The organism is Dactylosporangium sucinum (assembly GCF_014647515.1).
In the GTDB taxonomy this organism is placed as follows: Bacteria; Actinomycetota; Actinomycetes; order Mycobacteriales; family Micromonosporaceae; genus Dactylosporangium; species Dactylosporangium sucinum.
Genome location: NZ_BMPI01000006.1, coordinates 84,790 through 100,138 on the forward strand (window position 1 = coordinate 84,790; position 15,349 = coordinate 100,138).

The following is a 15,349-nucleotide window of genomic DNA, read 5'->3' on the forward strand; positions in this document are numbered from 1 at the left end:
CCATGCACGATCCGACCCCGAAGAAGTCGCGGCGCCGCGCCTTGCTGGCCCTGCTCACGGTGCCCGTCGCCGGCGCAGTCGCCACCACCGTCATCATCAGCACGACCGCCGGCGCCGAGCAGAGCGACACCGCCGGCGTCGTCCAGGCCGAGGCCTGGAGCGCGCAGAACGGCGCCCGCACCGAGAACACCGGCGACACCGGCGGCGGCAAGAACGTCGGCTGGCTCGCCAACGGCGACTGGATGCGGTACGACGGCATCGATCTCGGCACGTCCGGCCCCCTCACCGCCAGCGTGCGCGTCGCCGCGGCCAGCCGGGCGGGCGGCACGATCGAGCTGCGCGCCGGCTCGCAGGCGGGCGAGCTGCTCGCCACGTACGACGTCGGCTACACCGGCGGCTGGCAGACCTGGGTCACCAGGACCGCGGTCAGCACCACGCAGCTGACCGGCAAGCAGACCGTGTTCCTGCTGCTCAAGAGCGGCCAGTCGAGCGACTTCATCAACGTCAACTGGTTGCAGTTCAAGCGCACGCCGACCGCGACCGTGCCGGGTTCACCGACGGCCGCCCCCTCCACGAAGCCGCCGACGAGCGCCCCACCGCCGCCGAGCACCGGCTGGCCGACCGTGGACCCGGCCAAGCAGGCCGCCGACATCGCGGCCTTCTTCGCCCGCAAGCCGAGGCCGATCACCAACAACCCGGTGAAGGTGCCGGAGTTCAACGCCCAGTGCACGATCAGCCACCACGCCAGCGACGACCCGATCGTCTTCCCGGGCCTGGCCGGCGCCTCGCACAACCACACCTTCTTCGGCAACAAGACGACCAGCGCGGCCTCGACGACCGAGTCGCTCTTCGGCGCGGCGACCAGCTGCAAGCCGAAGGAGGACCATTCGGCGTACTGGGTCCCCACGCTGTACCAGAACGGCAGCGTCGTCGACCCGAAGGCCGTGACCGTCTACTACGGTTCGCGGTTGAAGGACCCGAGCAAGACCCAGCCGTTCCCGCTCGGGCTGCGCATGATCACGGGTGACGCCAAGGTGCAGACCGACACCCCGGACAAGCAGGGCAACCACTTCTGGTGCGCCGGCATCGGCGGCGAGGTCGGCCGCACCGCCAACGGCGAGTACCCGGTCTGCGCGAAGACCGCCGAGCTCGTCCGGCAGGTCACCTTCCCGGACTGCTGGGACGGCGTGCACCTGGACAGCCCGGACCACAAGGCGCACATGGCCTGGGGCGACCACACGGGCGCCTGCCCGAAGACGCACCCGGTGCCGATCCCGTCGGTGTCGTTCGTGATCGCCTACCCGCTGAACACGAACACGGAGGGCATCTCGCTCGCCTCCGGCACCGGCTACTCGATGCACGCGGACTTCTGGAACGCGTGGGAGCCCGAGGCGCTCGCCCAGCGGGTCCGGGACTGCCTGGACCAGGGGTACAAGTGCAACTCGGCCGGCAACTTCTAGAACCCTGAGCAGGGAGGGCCACCCGCCGCCACGGGTGGCCTTTCCCGTTAGCTGCAACGTCAGACCACCCTGAGGTTTGGCACAGTGAAGGCATGGCGGTCCGCTGCGTCATCGTCGACGACTCCGAACGCTTCCGGGCCAGCGCGCGTCGCCTCCTGACCACGCAGGGCATGGCGGTGGTGGCCGATGCTGCGGACAGCCGCCAGGCACTGCGCGCGATCGACGAGCACGATCCGGACGTCGTCCTGGTGGACGTCGGCCTCGGCGCCGAGAGCGGCCTCGATCTGGCCGCCCAGATCGCTCCGCGCCCGGTGATCGTGGTGTCCAGCCTCGCCCCGGACGACGTCGAGGAGCTCGTCGGCCGGACGGGCGCGCTCGGCTTCGTGTCGAAGAGCCAGCTGTCGGCGCTCACGATCACATCGTTGTTGAGGCGGCTTCCAGAAACGTGAGGACCGCGAGGACCCGCCGGTGCGTGTCGTCGGTCTCCGGCAGGTCGAGCTTGGTCAGGATCGACCGGACGTGTTTCTCGACCGTACCCTCGGTGACCCACAGCTCCTTGGCGACGCCCGCGTTCGACCGCCCCTCGGCCATGAGCGCCAGCACCTCGCGCTCGCGGGGGCTCAGCACGTCGAGCGGGTCGCGCCGGCGGTGCGCGGCGACGAGCTCCTGCACCACGGCCGGGTCCACCACCGTGCCGCCGTCGTGCACCCGGTGCAGCGTCTCCAGGAACTCCTCGACGTCGGTGACGCGGGTCTTGAGCAGGTAGCCGATGCGCTCGCCGCTGGCGAGCAGCTCGATGGCGTGCTCCACCTCCACGAACGCGGAGAGGACGAGCAGCGCGACGCTCGGGAACCGCACCCGGATCTCGCGGGCCGCTGCAAGGCCCTCGGTGGTGTGCGTCGGCGGCATGCGGATGTCGACGATCGCCAGGTCGGGCGAGGTCTTCTCGACCAGCTCGAGCAGGTGGTTGCCGTCATCGGCCAGGCCGACCACGCTGAAGCCGTGCCGGTCCAGCAGGCTGGCCAGCCCTTCCCTCAGCAGGACGTCGTCGTCGGCGATCACCACCCGGAGCTGGAGCGCCGCACTACCCTCGAATGCCATCAAATCCAACATATCCCCGCAATGCTGGGTAGACATCCTTCATGCGCGGGGGGTTGACCGTCCGGCTCGGGGTGATGTGCGTGTTGTTCACCCTGTTGATCAGCACCGCGTTCGCCACGATCCTCCTCTCCGTGTACGAGCTGCGCGACTCCGTCCTCGTGGTCACCCGCGCCGAGCGAGCCGTCTCGGCCGCGAACACGCTCGAACGACTGGTGCTCGACGTCGAGGCGGGCCGGCGCGGCTACGCGCTCACCCACGACCGCGCGCTGCTGACACCGTGGATCCACGCCCAGCAGCAGATTCCGCTGCGCCAGCAGGAGCTCGCCTCCGCCGTCTCGGGCGACTCGGCGCAGGCCGCGCGGGTCGCCACGCTCAACAGCGACGTCAGCGCGTACCTCGACACGTACGCCGATCCGGTCATCACCGACGACGGCGCCAACCCGGCGAGCATCGACCCGCAGTCGATCACCAACGGCCAGCGGAGCGTCGCCGCGCTGCGCCAGGAGTTCGAACAGTTCACCGTCACCCAGCGGGCGATCGTCGACGGCATGCACGCCGACGCCAACCGGGCCGGCCAGCGGGCGGTGATCGCCGGGATCGCCGGGCTCGCCACCTCGCTGCTGGCGGTGGCCATCCTGACCCGCTCGCTCGCGGTCATGGTCGTACGCCCGCTGCACCGGCTCGTCACCGCCGCCGACAAGGTGGCCGGCGGCGACATGACCGTGCGGGTCGACACCGACGCGCCGGTCGAGGTCGGCAAGATGCAGCGGACGTTCAACTCGATGGTGAGCGCGTTGGAGCGCAGCCGCGAGACGCTCGGCACGGTGGCGGCCGAGCAGGCGGCGCTGCGCCGGGTGGCCACGGTGGCGGCCCGCGGGCGCCCGGCCGAGGACCTGTTCGCGACGGTCACCGAGGAGGCCGGGAAGCTGTTCGAGGCGGATGCCGCGGTACTGGTGCGATTCGAGGCGGAGGAGAACGTCGGCACCGTCGTGGCCAGCTGGAGCTACGACCCCGTCCACCGGATTCCCCTCGGCCGGGTCACGCTGCAGGGCCACGGCATCGCCGGGCGGGTGCTGCGCTCCGGGCGGCCGGTCCGCCTGGAGGGCGACGAGAGCGCCGACTTCCTCGCGCGCGAGTTCGGCGACAGCCGGATCCGTTCGGCGATCGGCGCGCCGATCATCGTGGCCGACCGCTGCTGGGGCGCGCTGAAGGCGCTGTCGACCTCCGACCGCGCGCTGGAGCAGCAGGACGCGATGCGCGCGGCGGAGTTCACCGACCTGGTCGCGAGCGCGATCGCCAACTCGCAGGCCCGGGCCGACCTCACCGCGTCGCGGGCCCGCCTGGTCGCGGCGACCGACGAGAGCCGCCGCCGCATCGAGCGCGACCTGCACGACGGCACCCAGCAGCGGCTCATCGCGCTGCTGCTGGCGTTGCGCGCGACCGAGACCCAGGTGAGCGACGCCCTGCAGGATCGAGTGCACTCGATCGGCGACGACCTCTCCGAGGCGATCGACGAGCTGCGCGAGCTGGCCCGCGGGATCCACCCCTCGATCCTTTCCGAGGGTGGTCTGGTACCGGCGATCAAGTCGCTCGGCCGGCGCTCGCCGATCCCGGTGGAGGTGCAGCTGGCCCTGCCGGACCGGCTGGACACCAAGATCGAGGTCGGCGTGTACTACGTGGTCGCCGAGGCGCTGACCAACGCCATCCGCCACGCCCGGGCGAGCCTGATCTTCGTGCGCGCGGCGATCGTCCGCAACCGGCTGGAGCTGTCCATCGAGGACGACGGTGTGGGCGGGGCCGACCCGGACACCGGCACCGGCCTGGTCGGGCTGGCCGACCGGGTCGCGGCGATCGGTGGCAGCCTGAACATCGCCAGCCGGCCTGGTCGCGGCACCACCCTCAGCATCACCGTGCCGCTGGCCGGTGCCCCCGACGAGGGTGATGCCGGGTGACCCAGGTATGGAGGCCAGCCGGTATCGGCGGGTCCGGAAACCCGCAGCCGCAGAGACCCGCTGGCGTCGGTGTCCCCGGTCACGCGGCGAGCGAGTGTGGACACAGGTAATCCACACCCCGTCTGAACAGGTGATCCACCATGACGACCTGCCCGGTTGACCCGGTGCTGTGCATGGCACTGTTCGTCTCCGACGCCCCCAAGACCACCGACCTCGACGACGCGATGGTTCGCCGGACCGTCGACCAGACCCTCGAGCGCCTCGGGCCCGACGAGTGTTACGCCCGCGCGGCCGAGGTGTTCGGCGATCGTCCGGACATCGCCCTTGACCGCATCCAGTGGGCGCGCGAACTGTGCGCCCGCGCCCTGGCGCCGTCGCTCAGCGGCGCAGCCGATCGATGATGTCGTTCAGCTGCGCCAGGTCCCCCGCGTCGAGCGCCAGCAGCGGCGGTGGCGGCTCGTTGAGCATGCCCTCCGCACGAGCCGCCGCCGCCCGCCCCGACTCCGTGACGATCACGAGCTTGGCCCGGCGGTCGGTCGGGTGCGGCGCCCTGCGCACCAGGCCCCGCCGCTCCAGATCGTCCACGACCAGCGTCGTGTAGGGCGCGTCGGTCTGCAGGTCGGTCGCCAGCTCGCGCAGCGTCACCGCGCCGGCGGCGATCCGACGCAGGGCCTTGACCCGCACGAAGCTCATGTCGAGCGCGTCGCAGACCTCCTTGCGGCGGTCGTACTGGTCGAGCACGAGCGCTCGCATCGCGCGCCAGGCCCGCGCCGCCGCTTCGCTGTCAGGCATCGGCCAGCTCCGGTTCGAGTGGCCGCTGCCTCACGCGCGGCCCGGTGGTGAGCGTACCGATGACGACCACCGCCGCACCGCAGCCGGCGATGATCCACCAGGCCGCATGGCTCGCGGCCACGAATCCCTCCACCATCGGCGTGCCGTGCAGGCCCGCCGAGACGACCGCCCCCAGTACCGCCACCCCCAGCATCGCGCCGAACTGCCGGCTCGTCGACGCGAACGCCGCTGCCACGCCCGCCTGGTCGGTCGGCAGCCCGGACACCGCGGTCACCGTGATCGGCGGGTTGACCATCGCGAACCCGATGCCGAACAGCGCGTACGCGGCCAGCAGCCAGACCGTTGCGGTGTGCGGGCCGATGCCCGCCAGCATGACACCACTGGCCGCGACACCCACCCCGCCGATCAGCAGCGACGGCCGCGGGCCGCGACTGCCCACCAGCCGCCCCGAGAGCGGCCCGAGCACGACCGTCGTCGCGGCGACCGGCAGCGTCAGCAGCCCGGCGTGCAGCGGCGTGTAGCCGCGCACCTCCTGCAGGTAGATCGCGTTGAGCAGCAGGAACCCGGCCAGCGAGCCGAACACCGCCACGGCGGTCAGGGTCGCTCCGGCGAACGGCGGGCTCCGGAACAGCCGCAGGTCGACGAGCGGCTCCCGGCGCCGCGGCTCCACGATCAGCAGCGCTGCCAGCGCGGCCGCGGCGATCACCCCGGCGATCCACGCCCGCTCGATGATCGCGAACGTGGCCGACGCCAGCAGCACCAGCACGATCACCTGGCCGGGGAGGTCGGGCCGGCGCGGCCGGGGCGCCCGCGACTCGGGCACGAAGAGGGCGGTGAGCACGATCGCCGCCAGCCCGATGGGCACGTTGATCCAGAAGATGTACCGCCACCCGACCGACTGCACCAGCAGCCCGCCGACGACCGGGCCGAGCGCCATGCTGATCCCGACGACGCCGGCCCACACGCCCACGGCCTGAGCCCGCTCCCGCCGGTCGGTGAAGACGTTGGTGATGATGGACATCGCGACCGGGTTGAGCATCGAGCCGCCGATCGCCTGCAGCACGCGGAAGGCGATCAGCCAGCCCAGCGACGGGGCCAGGCCGCACAGCAGCGACCCGGTGACGAAGACGGCGAGCCCGGTGAGGAAGGTGCGGCGCCGGCCGATCCGGTCGGCGGTCGAGCCCGCCATCAGCAGGAGGCTCGCGATGACGAGCGTGTAGGCGTCGATCGTCCACTGCACGCCGGCGAGGGACGCGTCGAGGTCGTCTCGCAGCTTCGGTACCGCGACGTTGACGATCGTGTTGTCCAGCCCGACGATCAGCAGGCTCAGGCAGCAGATCCCGAGAATGAGCAACCGCCGGCGGCGTGCTTGTACGACCACAACTATTATGTTCGTACAAGCAACGATCCGCGGGCCACCGGTGGGCCGGCATTGCGGCGCAGATCACTGCCCGGTCTCGGTGATGCTCGTGGCCGTGACGGTGTCGCCGTCGACGGTCCCGACGATGGTCACGGTGTCGCCGGTCTTGACGTCCGCCACGACCGCGCCGTCCTGCACGACGAACGTGGTGCTGTGGCCGTCGGCGCTCCTGGCGGTGATCGAGGTCGTGCTGACGGCGGTGACGGTGCCGCTCTGGAGGCGCTCGGTCGTGTAGCCGCCGTTGCCGTCGGAGGAGACGAAGTCCCCGTACAGGGCGCCGTTCACGTCGGCCGCCCCGCCGCCGAACCCGCCGGGGCCGCCGTCCTGCGGTGCGCCGCCCAGGCCGCCGGGGCCACCCTGCCCGCCGGGGCCGGCCTGCTGGGTGGTCGCGCTGCTGCTGTCGCCCGCGGCCCGGATGACCGCGAACCCGCCGCCGCCGATGACGAGCGCCGCCACGATGCCGACGATCGCCGTCTTGACCTTCGAGCTCTTCCTGGGCGGCGTCGAGGCGGGTCCGACCTCGTACGGCGATGCCGGCATCGTCTCCTGCGCGGCCAGATCCGCCGGGACGGCCCAGACCGGGGCGGGAGACTGGTCGGTGCTGCGGCTCATGGCGTCGCTCCTCGCTGTCGGGGCGGCCCGCTGCGGGAGCCGCTCGCCGGCAACGATTCCGGCCCTCCCTGGCACCGGGGTCCGCCTTCCTTGGCAAGCGCCTGTGAGCACCTCCCGGGCACTTGCCAAGGACTCGGGGCCCCTTTCTTCAGCGTCACGCGGCGACGGGCTCCAGCGTCTCGGCCGGGGCCGGCTTGCGGCCGCGCAGGGCCGCGGCGCCGACCAGGAGCAGGCCGAGGACGGCCCAGGCGGCGAGCACGAGCACGGGCCGCGTGGCCGCGTGGCCGTCGAAGAAGGCGCTGCTGCGCAGGAGGGTGCCGGCGGCGCCCGGCGGGAGGTACTGCCCCAGCGTCCCCCAGCCCGACGGCAGCATCTCGGGCGCGCTGGCCAGGCCGGAGAGCGGGTTGCCGAGCAGCATCATCACGCCGGCGCCGATGCCGAGCCCCGGCGTCCCGAGCAGCGACTCCAGGCCGAGGAGCGTGAGCGCGGTCGCGGCGATGGACAGGGCCACCACCGCGCTGTTGGTCCAGTAGTCGCCGCCGAGGGAGCCCAGCCAGTACTGCAGGATCCCCACGAGCGCCAATCCGCCCACGATCGCGAAGGCCAGCGCGCCGGCCACCCGGCGGGCGACGCCCACGACGAGGTTGCAGAGCAGCCCGGCCGCGACGATCCCGCCGAGCACGAGCGGCAACGCCCCGGCCGCGAGCCCGGCCCCGCGCGGGTCGTCGGCCGGCAGGGGCACGAGATCGCGCACGGTGACGGCGTTCGGGGACTGCTCCAGGCCCTGGGCGACCTGCTGCAGCGCCTGCGCGACGGCGGGGCTGGCGGCGGAGGCGACGATGAGCTGCGGGCGCCCGCTGGTGAGGTCGATCGCGCCGTACACCTTCCGCTCCCGGATCAGCCGCTCCGCCTCCTGCGTGCTGTCGACGGTCACCAGGTCGAACGCTCCGGGCCGCTTGCTCTCGAGCTGCTGCTTGACCTGGCCGGTGACCTGCGGCGGCCCGGCCACGGCGAGCGGGATGTCGTGCACGGTGGACCGGGTGGCCGGCCACGCGAACGCGATCATGATGAGGCTGAGCAGGGCGGTGAGCAGGAGCACGATCGCGCCGACACGGGGCCACGGCGACCGGGTTGCGGTGTGCTGCTGGGCCATCGGAAGTCTCCCTAAAAAGAACGTTCGTTCGTTCACTTTTGAGCATGCGGGTGCCGTCGGGTGCCGTCAAGAATGAACGTTCGCTTTTCCACCGTGACGCCGACTACACGCCACCACGGGCGCCGCCGGACGCACGCGCTCGCACCGCGCCTCACCGCCGGACAACCTGCCGAGCGGTCAGCCCGGCGACCCGGCAGAACAGGCCCACCCTGCGGGAACCACTCCGAAGACGTCGGTCGATCTACCCTCGCTCCACCGCGGTCCGCATGAGGGTAGATCGACCAACGTCTCAGCAAGACGGCGCCCGACCCCGGCGCCCGAACAAAGCACGACCCGCCACCACACCGGCGAGTCCGAGCCACGGCCATGATCCATGGCGCGTCCTGGCTGCCATGACAGCCAGAACCGTCCATGGATCAAGAACGACACAGCGAAGCGGGAGCCGCCGCCCCCGGCAGCGTCAGAACGAAGCGGGAGCCGCCGCCCTCGTTGCCCGCAGCCGAGATCGTGCCGCCGTGGCGCTCCACGATCCGTTTGCGGATCGCCAGCCCCGGGCCCGCATCTCAGCCGGCCGGCGGGGTCGAGGCCGCCGGCGTCGTACCCGGTCGGCCCGATGAGCGCGCCGACGCCCGCCGCGGCGACGATCGCCGCCACCAGCCGCCAGAGGCCGCCCGAGCGGGACCCCGGCCGGCGGTCCGCGTCATCCCGGCGTCCGGATGACGTCCACCGCGAGTAGCCGGGCCACGGCCGCCTGATCGGCAGCCGCGGCCCGTTCCTTACCGCTTGGCGGGTATGACGTCCTCGAGGTGGCGCCCGTTGACCGCGGCGCGGCGGCCGGCGTCGACCTCGCGCTTCCAGGTGCGGACGTAGTTGGAGGCGGTGAGCCGCTCGACGTCGTCGAGCTCGAGCAGGTCGCCGACGAACGTGGTCAGCGCCACGACGTCGCGCTGGTCGCCGGCCGGGATGTGCTCGTGCAGCAGCTGGTGCACCTGGCTGCGCAGCGATCCGTCCCGCACGACGGGCGGCGGGTTGAGCGTCGGCTCCTCGGCGATCTCGGCGACGGCCGACCGGCTGCGCGGCTTGCGCGGCGGCGGCAGGATGCCCTCGATCTCGGTGCGCAGCTCGCCCAGCGGCGAGGCGCTCGGGGGCGCCGAGACCGGGGCCACCGGCGTCGCCTCGGGCAGCGCGAGCTGCTCCTCGGTGTCGATGATCTCCGGCTCCGGCTCCGGCGGCGCGATCTCGCGCTCCTTGACGGGGCGGCCCTCGACGACCCCGTTGGCGGCCAGCCGCGCCGGAGCGAGGTCGGCGGCGATGAGCGCGGTGAGCCCGTCGTAGTCGGCGCCGTCGGCGAGGCGCAGCGCGATCTCGTCGAGGTCGTACACGGCGACGGCGATGTCGGCCGTCGTCGGGTCCACGGCGGCGCGGATCTTGCGGTGCAGCACCTTGGCGATCGCCGCCGTGCGCTGCTCCTTGCGCTTCTCCGCCCGGGCCGCCGCGAGGGACGTGTAGAGGCCCAGGCGGGCGTCGGCCTTGGCGAGGTTCTTGGCCCGCAGCGTCATCCACGGGTGGCGGATCCAGTGCCCGACCACCTCGTACGCGGGCGTGGTCGGCGGCAGGTCACCCTTGGCCCGCAGCCGGTCGCGGCGCTGGTTCTCGGTGTGCATGAGCCACACCAGGTACCCCAGCGCGGACATGCCGGCGAAGAACCCCGCGAGGAGCTTGTCGTCGTGGGCCAGCCAGTTGAACGCCACGGCGAACGCGGCGATGACCGCCGACAGGAACCGCGAGGCGATCGCCCGCTCGCCCAGCCGGCGCCGCACGTCGGCGTTGGCGAGCACCACGATGCCGCCCAGCTCGAGCGCGCCGACGGCCGGGATGGCCCAGATCAGCGGGATGCCGAGCGTCTCGACCGCGCCGGACACCTGCCCGGCGAGGGCCACCAGCAGAACCACGACGTAGAACAGTTGGCGCATGTAGGAGGTGCGTCGGACGGTCTTCTGGAGGTCGGCGTCGTGTTGGACAATGCCCGGCGTCGTCACCGGTTTCTCCCGTCATCCGCTGCGGGCAACGGATATCCCCGTGCCGCGAGGAACTCGGCCAGCGCGAGGTCCACGGAGCTCTGCACCGTGGTGTTGTGATCGACGACGAACCGCTGCAGCATCTGCTCGATCTCCACCCGCACCCGGGTGTTGAGCTGCACGCGCTCGAAGCGCGGCCGCTGCGGCGGCATCGCCACCGTCTTCTCTGTCGCGTCCAAATGGATCTCTCCCGCTAGCCGTTTGCTAGCGGGGACGCTAGCAAAGCAACCGTCGATGGCCGAATCAGACACGCCGCCGCCGTCCTCCCGTATGAGTCCGGTCGTCCGCACGGCGTAGTCCGGGCCGCTCGCGGGTCTCGGGGTTCGCTCGGGGTCGCGCCCTGATGTGCGGCACGCACCCGCGGCCATACCGTCCTTGCATGACCTTTCTCGACGCAGTTCCGGGGCCTCTGCTGGGCGTCGCGCTCGGGCTGGTCATGCTGCTCGACGCGATCCCGCTTCTCGGCATCCTCGTCCCGGCCGACGTGGCGATCCTCACCACGTCGGGCTCCGTCGATCCGTTCAGCAGCCTCGGCTGGGTCGTCGCCGGGTGCCTCGCCGGGTGGTCGCTCACCTTCTTCGCCGGGCGATACCTCGGCGAGCGGTTACGCCGCGGGCGCTTCGGCGCGTGGGTGGGCGCCGAGCGCTGGGCCACCGCCGACCGGGTCGTCCGCGAGGGCGGCAGCCGCATCCTGGTGACCGCCCCGTTCCTGCCGTTCGTCAACACGCTCATCCCGCTCGCCGCCGGCGGCCTGCGGATGCCCTACGGGCGCTTCCTGCGCACCGCCGCGATCGGCTCGGTGCTGTGGGGCGGGCTGTATGTCGGCCTCGGCACGCTGGCCGGACAGGTCGCGGACTGGCTGCCGACCGGCAACCTGACGATGGTCGTCACCGTCGCCCTGGGACTGACGTTCGGCTGGATCGCCCTGATGGGCACCCGCAAGCTGGCTACGGTCCGTAGTTGACCGGTAGGCATTCTCGGTCCTGCGCAATCAGGCGACGATTCGGTAATCTGAGCGCGGATTCGCCTGGCGGCGCCCCTCGGCGCCAGTGAATCCGCCGCCGAATCGGTTTCGACCGAGCCGGGGACCCACCGATTTCTGGGGTGAATCCGCGTTCGCGGTAGGGCCACTGTTCCGTCCCGAACCCGTCAGCTAACTCGGTAGGCGGTGCGCGGAGGGACAGCACGTGATCAATATGCGACGCCGGGCGGCGATCCTGCTGGCCGCGGTGCTCGTCACGGTGGGTGCGTGGGCCATGCCCGCGTCGGCCGCACCGGGCGATCCGACCGCGCCGCCGGACGAGGGCAGCACCAACCTCACCCTGGGCGAAAAGCTCGAGCAGGCCAACCGCGAATGGCTCGACGCCCAGGCGATTCTGGAGGCGTCGAAGAAGAAGCAGGCCGAGCTCGCCGAGCAGATGGCCGCCATGCAACGCGAGATGGCGCCGGTGCAGGAGTCGGTCAATGTCATCGCCGCCGCGTCCTACCGCACGGGCGGCATCCGGATCGCGGCGGCGCTGATCACCACCGACTCCCCCGACCAGTTCATGGACCGGGCGGTGCTGGTGAACACCATCGCGCGGTACAACGACCGCCAGATCGGCCGCCTCAAGAAGCTGGAGGCGGACCTCGCCGCGGCCAAGCAGGCGAGCGACGCGGAGGTCGCCAAGCAGCAGGCCCAGACCGACATCATGGGCAAGAAGAAGAAGGACGCCGAGACCGCCCTCACGAAAATGGGCAACGGCAAGGCCGACGGCTACGTGAACGCCAACTCCCCGCTCGCCAATCCGGCCCCGCGCAACCCCGACGGCTCCTGGCCCGCGGAGAAATGCATCATCGACGACCCCACGACCAAGGGCTGCATCACCCCGCGCATGATCCACTCGGTGAAGGAAGCCAGGAACGCGGGATTCACGCGATACTATTCCTGCTTCCGTCCCTCGGGCCCCTACGAACACCCGAAGGGCCGCGCCTGCGACTTCGCCGCCCAGGCCAACGGCTTCGGCGGCGTAGCGAGCGGCGGCGACAAAACCTACGGCACCAACCTGGCCGCCTTCTTCGTCAAGAACGCGAGCGCATTGGGCGTGCTCTACGTAATCTGGTTCCGCCAGGTATGGACCCCGGCCGCCGGCTGGCACGCCTACAGCGGCGGCAACGGCGACCCGTCCAGCGACCACACCAATCACGTACATCTCAGCGTGTATTGACATCCTTTTTCGAGACTCGGGTCCGCGCAACGCACGACCGTCGCTCCCGCCAGACACCGCTGGTGGCGGACGCTGCCATCACCGTCGTGGCAAGAGCTCGCGGGCTGCCGCCCGCGCCGGACGCCCGCTGCGGCAAGGTCCGCACGCCCCGGCCGAGCCCGCGCCGCCCCTGCGAAGACGTTGGTCAATCTACGAGCGGTGGATCGGCCAACGTCTGTCAACGAGCCGCGAACGCCGCCACCTTCATGATCGATGGAGACTTCTGGTCGCCATGGCAGCCAGGAATCTCCATCGATCATGAAGGTGGCGGCGATGAGCGCAGCGGCTCGGAGCCATGAGGGACCAGCGGCGGCGCAGAGGCTCGGGTGGATGGCGAGTCGCGCCGCCGGGCTGGGCGACGACCGGCCGAGGTGACGGCGGGTCGCCGGGGCTCAACGAGCGTGCGGGAGCGCGGTGGGAGCGCCGCGGCGGGCGGTCAGGGGCGGCGGACGGACCAGCCGAAGGGGTCGGGACGCAGGCCACGCTGGATGCCGACGATGGCGTCGCGGATGGCCGTCGTCACCGGGCCCTCGGTGCCGTCACCGATGGTGAACGAGCCGTCCCTGGTGCGGGCCGCGCCGATCGACGTGATCACCACGCCGGTGCCGCTCGCGAACGTCTCGCGCAGCTTGCCGCTCTCGGCGTCGCGGCGCCACTCCTCGAACGAGTACGGCCGCTCGGCCACCGTGTGGCCCAGATGCTCGGCCAGGCGCAGCACCGAGTCGCGGGTCACGCCCGGCAGGATCGAGCCGTTGAGCGGCGGGGTGACGATCGCGTCGTCGTACACGAAGAAGACGTTCATGCTGCCCGACTCCTCGATCCAGCGGCGCTCGACCGCGTCGAGGAACACCACCTGGTCGCAGCCGGCCTCCTGGGCCTGGGCCTGGGCGAGCAGGCTGGCCGCGTAGTTGGCGGCCGTCTTCGCGGCGCCGGTGCCGCCGGGGGCCGCCCGCGTCAGGTCCTCCGACACCCACACCGTGACCGGCTTGGCGCCGCCCGCGAAGTACGAGCCGGCGGGCGAGGCGATGACCGCGAACAGGTACTCCGACGACGGCCGCACCCCGAGGAACGGGTCGGTCGCGAGCATGAACGGCCGCAGGTACAGGCTCTGGCCGGGCTTCGAGGGCACCCACTCCCGGTCGGCCTCGACGAGCGTCCACACGGCCCGGAGGAACAGGTCCTCGGGCAGCTCGGGCATCGCCATGCGCGCCGCGGTCGCGTTGAGGCGGCGGGCGTTGGCCTCGGGGCGGAAGAGCGCGACCCCGCCGTCGGGCATCGCGTAGGCCTTCAGCCCCTCGAAGATCTCCTGCCCGTAGTGCAGCGCGGCGGTGGCCGGGGACAGCGAGAGCGGCCCGAACGGCACCAGGCGGGCGTCATACCACCCCTTGGACTCCGCATAGCGGATGGTGACCATGTGGTCGGTGAAGACGCGGCCGAACCCGGGGTCGGCCAGCAGCGCCGCGCGCTCCTCGGCCGGCCGCCGAGCGGCGGGAACAAGTTCGAACTCAAGCATCCCGAGACTCTATGCCGAACCTGAACGATCCCTAAGGCGAATCCCGACGACTGGACGGTAGCTAGAAGAGATCGGGCGGCGGGGGCGGGGAGGCGACCGCGGTCGCGTCGGTGACGGGCTTCGCGGACGCCACCAGCCGGTCCAGGTCGGCACCGTCGACCAGGCGGGCCGGGAACGGGTCGGCCGCCGCGGCCCGGGCCAGCGCCGCCGCGGGGATGCGCCCGGCCGGCGCCGACGCGACCAGGATGACGTTGCCGAAGCGGCGGCCGCGCAGGACCGCCGGCTCGGCGAGCAGCGCGACCGAGGCGAAGACCGAGCGCAGCGAGGCCACCTGGGAGCGGGCGAAGGCCAGGCCCGGCCCGTCGGCGAGGTTGGCGACGTAGAGGCCGTCCGGGCGCAGCACCCGCGCGGCCGACGACATGAACTCGACCGAGGTCAGGTGGGCCGGGACCCGGGCACCCTGGTAGACGTCGGCGATCACCAGGTCGTAGCGGGCCGGCGCGGTCGCCTCCACCACGGCGCGCGCGTCCGCGGCGCGCACGCGGATGTCGGCGCCCCGCGGCAGCGGCAGCTCGCGGCGCACGAACTCGATGAGCGAGGCGTCCAGCTCCACGACCCGCTGCATCGAGCCCGGGCGGGTCGCCGCGACGTACCGCGGCAGGGTCAGCGCCCCGCCACCCAGGTGCAGCGCGGAGATCGGCAGCACCGGCGGCGCCATCGCGTCGATGACGGAGGCGATGCGCCGCATGTATTCGAAGTCGAGGCTGCGCGGCTCGGCGAGGTCGACCGCCGACTGCGGGAAGCCGTCGATGAGCAGCGTCCACCGGCCCGGACGCCCGTCATCGGGGCAGAGCTCGGCCACGCCACCAGCGATCGACGCGACGATGCCGACCGCCCGCTTCCGCCCACCCATGCCGTCAATCTTGCAACTTACGCCGCCACAATCCCGGCCCGGGACAACGAGTACTACGCTCCGTATAGATCATTACTACCCAGACGGAGTTGTCCGGTACCCGCTTTAG

The 15,349-nt window shown here is 72.0% G+C and carries 15 protein-coding genes, 1 pseudogene and 1 riboswitch; of the genes and pseudogenes, 6 read left to right on the forward strand and 10 right to left on the reverse strand.

Translation table 11 applies throughout. The features are described 5' to 3' along the window. Positions 1-2 precede the first annotated feature (2 nt). Together IEZ31_RS07560 and IEZ31_RS07565 are read left to right on the forward strand one after the other, a co-directional pair. On the forward strand, positions 3-1,460 hold the full coding sequence (locus tag IEZ31_RS07560) for a DUF1996 domain-containing protein (RefSeq protein ID WP_190249033.1): 1,458 nt from the start codon (positions 3-5) through the stop codon (positions 1,458-1,460). A 92-nt stretch (positions 1,461-1,552) separates the two neighbouring features. Next, complete coding sequence (locus tag IEZ31_RS07565; protein WP_190249034.1) at positions 1,553-1,909, forward strand: response regulator; 357 nt, start codon at positions 1,553-1,555, stop codon at positions 1,907-1,909. Here IEZ31_RS07565 and IEZ31_RS07570 read toward each other — a convergent pair. After that, positions 1,875-2,561, reverse strand: a complete 687-nt coding sequence (locus IEZ31_RS07570) for a response regulator (protein ID WP_229834429.1) — start codon at positions 2,559-2,561, stop codon at positions 1,875-1,877. The genes IEZ31_RS07565 and IEZ31_RS07570 overlap by 35 nt on opposite strands. A gap of 41 nt (positions 2,562-2,602) precedes the next feature. Between IEZ31_RS07570 and IEZ31_RS07575 the strand changes: the two genes are divergently transcribed. Beyond that, a complete protein-coding gene (locus IEZ31_RS07575; RefSeq protein ID WP_190249036.1) occupies positions 2,603-4,513 on the forward strand; it encodes a sensor histidine kinase in 1,911 nt (636 codons plus the stop codon). Positions 4,514-4,653: 140 nt separating this feature from the next. Then, the gene (locus tag IEZ31_RS07580; RefSeq protein WP_190249037.1) at positions 4,654-4,914 is read left to right on the forward strand and encodes a hypothetical protein; all 261 of its coding nucleotides are present in this window, start codon (positions 4,654-4,656) and stop codon (positions 4,912-4,914) included. Here IEZ31_RS07580 and IEZ31_RS07585 read toward each other — a convergent pair. The 7 genes and pseudogenes from IEZ31_RS07585 to IEZ31_RS07610 form a co-directional block, all read right to left on the reverse strand. Further along, positions 4,892-5,305: a MarR family winged helix-turn-helix transcriptional regulator gene (locus tag IEZ31_RS07585; protein ID WP_190249038.1), complete on the reverse strand. Its 414-nt coding sequence runs from the start codon at positions 5,303-5,305 to the stop codon at positions 4,892-4,894. The two genes, IEZ31_RS07580 and IEZ31_RS07585, sit on opposite strands and share 23 nt — an antisense overlap. Then, positions 5,298-6,686 carry an MFS transporter gene (locus tag IEZ31_RS07590; RefSeq protein ID WP_190249039.1) on the reverse strand — a complete coding sequence of 463 codons (1,389 nt, stop codon included), beginning with the start codon at positions 6,684-6,686 and terminating at the stop codon, positions 5,298-5,300. The genes IEZ31_RS07585 and IEZ31_RS07590 overlap by 8 nt, the downstream gene beginning before the upstream one ends. A 63-nt stretch (positions 6,687-6,749) precedes the next feature. Further along, the gene (locus IEZ31_RS07595; RefSeq protein WP_190249040.1) at positions 6,750-7,337 is read right to left on the reverse strand and encodes a hypothetical protein; all 588 of its coding nucleotides are present in this window, start codon (positions 7,335-7,337) and stop codon (positions 6,750-6,752) included. 154 nt (positions 7,338-7,491) lie between these two features. Continuing rightward, the gene (locus tag IEZ31_RS07600; RefSeq protein WP_190249041.1) at positions 7,492-8,490 is read right to left on the reverse strand and encodes a hypothetical protein; all 999 of its coding nucleotides are present in this window, start codon (positions 8,488-8,490) and stop codon (positions 7,492-7,494) included. Positions 8,491-8,906: 416 nt separating this feature from the next. Next, positions 8,907-9,047: pseudogene (locus IEZ31_RS59335) on the reverse strand (ATP-binding protein); the annotation flags it as partial. Positions 9,048-9,266: 219 nt separating this feature from the next. Then, entirely contained in the window at positions 9,267-10,529 is a 1,263-nt protein-coding gene (locus tag IEZ31_RS07605; RefSeq protein ID WP_190249042.1) for a hypothetical protein, read from the reverse strand. Further along, positions 10,526-10,747 carry a hypothetical protein gene (locus tag IEZ31_RS07610; protein WP_190249043.1) on the reverse strand — a complete coding sequence of 74 codons (222 nt, stop codon included), beginning with the start codon at positions 10,745-10,747 and terminating at the stop codon, positions 10,526-10,528. Before IEZ31_RS07610 ends, IEZ31_RS07605 begins: the two co-directional genes overlap by 4 nt. Before the next feature lie 200 nt (positions 10,748-10,947). Between IEZ31_RS07610 and IEZ31_RS07615 the strand changes: the two genes are divergently transcribed. Next, on the forward strand, positions 10,948-11,532 hold the full coding sequence (locus IEZ31_RS07615; protein WP_190249044.1) for a DedA family protein: 585 nt from the start codon (positions 10,948-10,950) through the stop codon (positions 11,530-11,532). 85 nt (positions 11,533-11,617) lie between these two features. Then, a riboswitch (cyclic di-AMP (ydaO/yuaA leader) is annotated at positions 11,618-11,751 on the forward strand. Positions 11,752-11,797: 46 nt separating this feature from the next. Beyond that, positions 11,798-12,775: a coiled-coil domain-containing protein gene (locus tag IEZ31_RS07620; protein ID WP_308429358.1), complete on the forward strand. Its 978-nt coding sequence runs from the start codon at positions 11,798-11,800 to the stop codon at positions 12,773-12,775. A gap of 475 nt (positions 12,776-13,250) precedes the next feature. On the opposite strand, the gene IEZ31_RS07625 is transcribed toward IEZ31_RS07620, so the two are convergent. Further along, positions 13,251-14,327, reverse strand: a complete 1,077-nt coding sequence (locus IEZ31_RS07625; RefSeq protein ID WP_190249046.1) for a branched-chain amino acid aminotransferase — start codon at positions 14,325-14,327, stop codon at positions 13,251-13,253. A 61-nt stretch (positions 14,328-14,388) separates the two neighbouring features. Beyond that, a complete protein-coding gene (locus IEZ31_RS07630) occupies positions 14,389-15,240 on the reverse strand; it encodes a spermidine synthase (RefSeq protein WP_190249047.1) in 852 nt (283 codons plus the stop codon). Between the last annotated feature and the right edge of the window lie 109 nt (positions 15,241-15,349).

Excerpts from the sequence above, each read along its gene's own strand:
- IEZ31_RS07560 (WP_190249033.1), top strand. The coding sequence starts at position 3 with ATGCACGATCCGACCCCGAAGAAGTCGCGGCGCCGCGCCTTGCTGGCC.
- IEZ31_RS07565 (WP_190249034.1), top strand. The coding sequence starts at position 1,553 with ATGGCGGTCCGCTGCGTCATCGTCGACGACTCCGAACGCTTCCGGGCC.
- IEZ31_RS07570 (WP_229834429.1), bottom strand. The coding sequence starts at position 2,561 with ATGGCATTCGAGGGTAGTGCGGCGCTCCAGCTCCGGGTGGTGATCGCC.
- IEZ31_RS07575 (WP_190249036.1), top strand. The coding sequence starts at position 2,603 with ATGCGCGGGGGGTTGACCGTCCGGCTCGGGGTGATGTGCGTGTTGTTC.
- IEZ31_RS07580 (WP_190249037.1), top strand. The coding sequence starts at position 4,654 with ATGACGACCTGCCCGGTTGACCCGGTGCTGTGCATGGCACTGTTCGTC.
- IEZ31_RS07585 (WP_190249038.1), bottom strand. The coding sequence starts at position 5,305 with ATGCCTGACAGCGAAGCGGCGGCGCGGGCCTGGCGCGCGATGCGAGCG.
- IEZ31_RS07595 (WP_190249040.1), bottom strand. The coding sequence starts at position 7,337 with ATGAGCCGCAGCACCGACCAGTCTCCCGCCCCGGTCTGGGCCGTCCCG.
- IEZ31_RS07600 (WP_190249041.1), bottom strand. The coding sequence starts at position 8,490 with ATGGCCCAGCAGCACACCGCAACCCGGTCGCCGTGGCCCCGTGTCGGC.
- IEZ31_RS07615 (WP_190249044.1), top strand. The coding sequence starts at position 10,948 with ATGACCTTTCTCGACGCAGTTCCGGGGCCTCTGCTGGGCGTCGCGCTC.
- IEZ31_RS07625 (WP_190249046.1), bottom strand. The coding sequence starts at position 14,327 with ATGCTTGAGTTCGAACTTGTTCCCGCCGCTCGGCGGCCGGCCGAGGAG.
- IEZ31_RS07630 (WP_190249047.1), bottom strand. The coding sequence starts at position 15,240 with ATGGGTGGGCGGAAGCGGGCGGTCGGCATCGTCGCGTCGATCGCTGGT.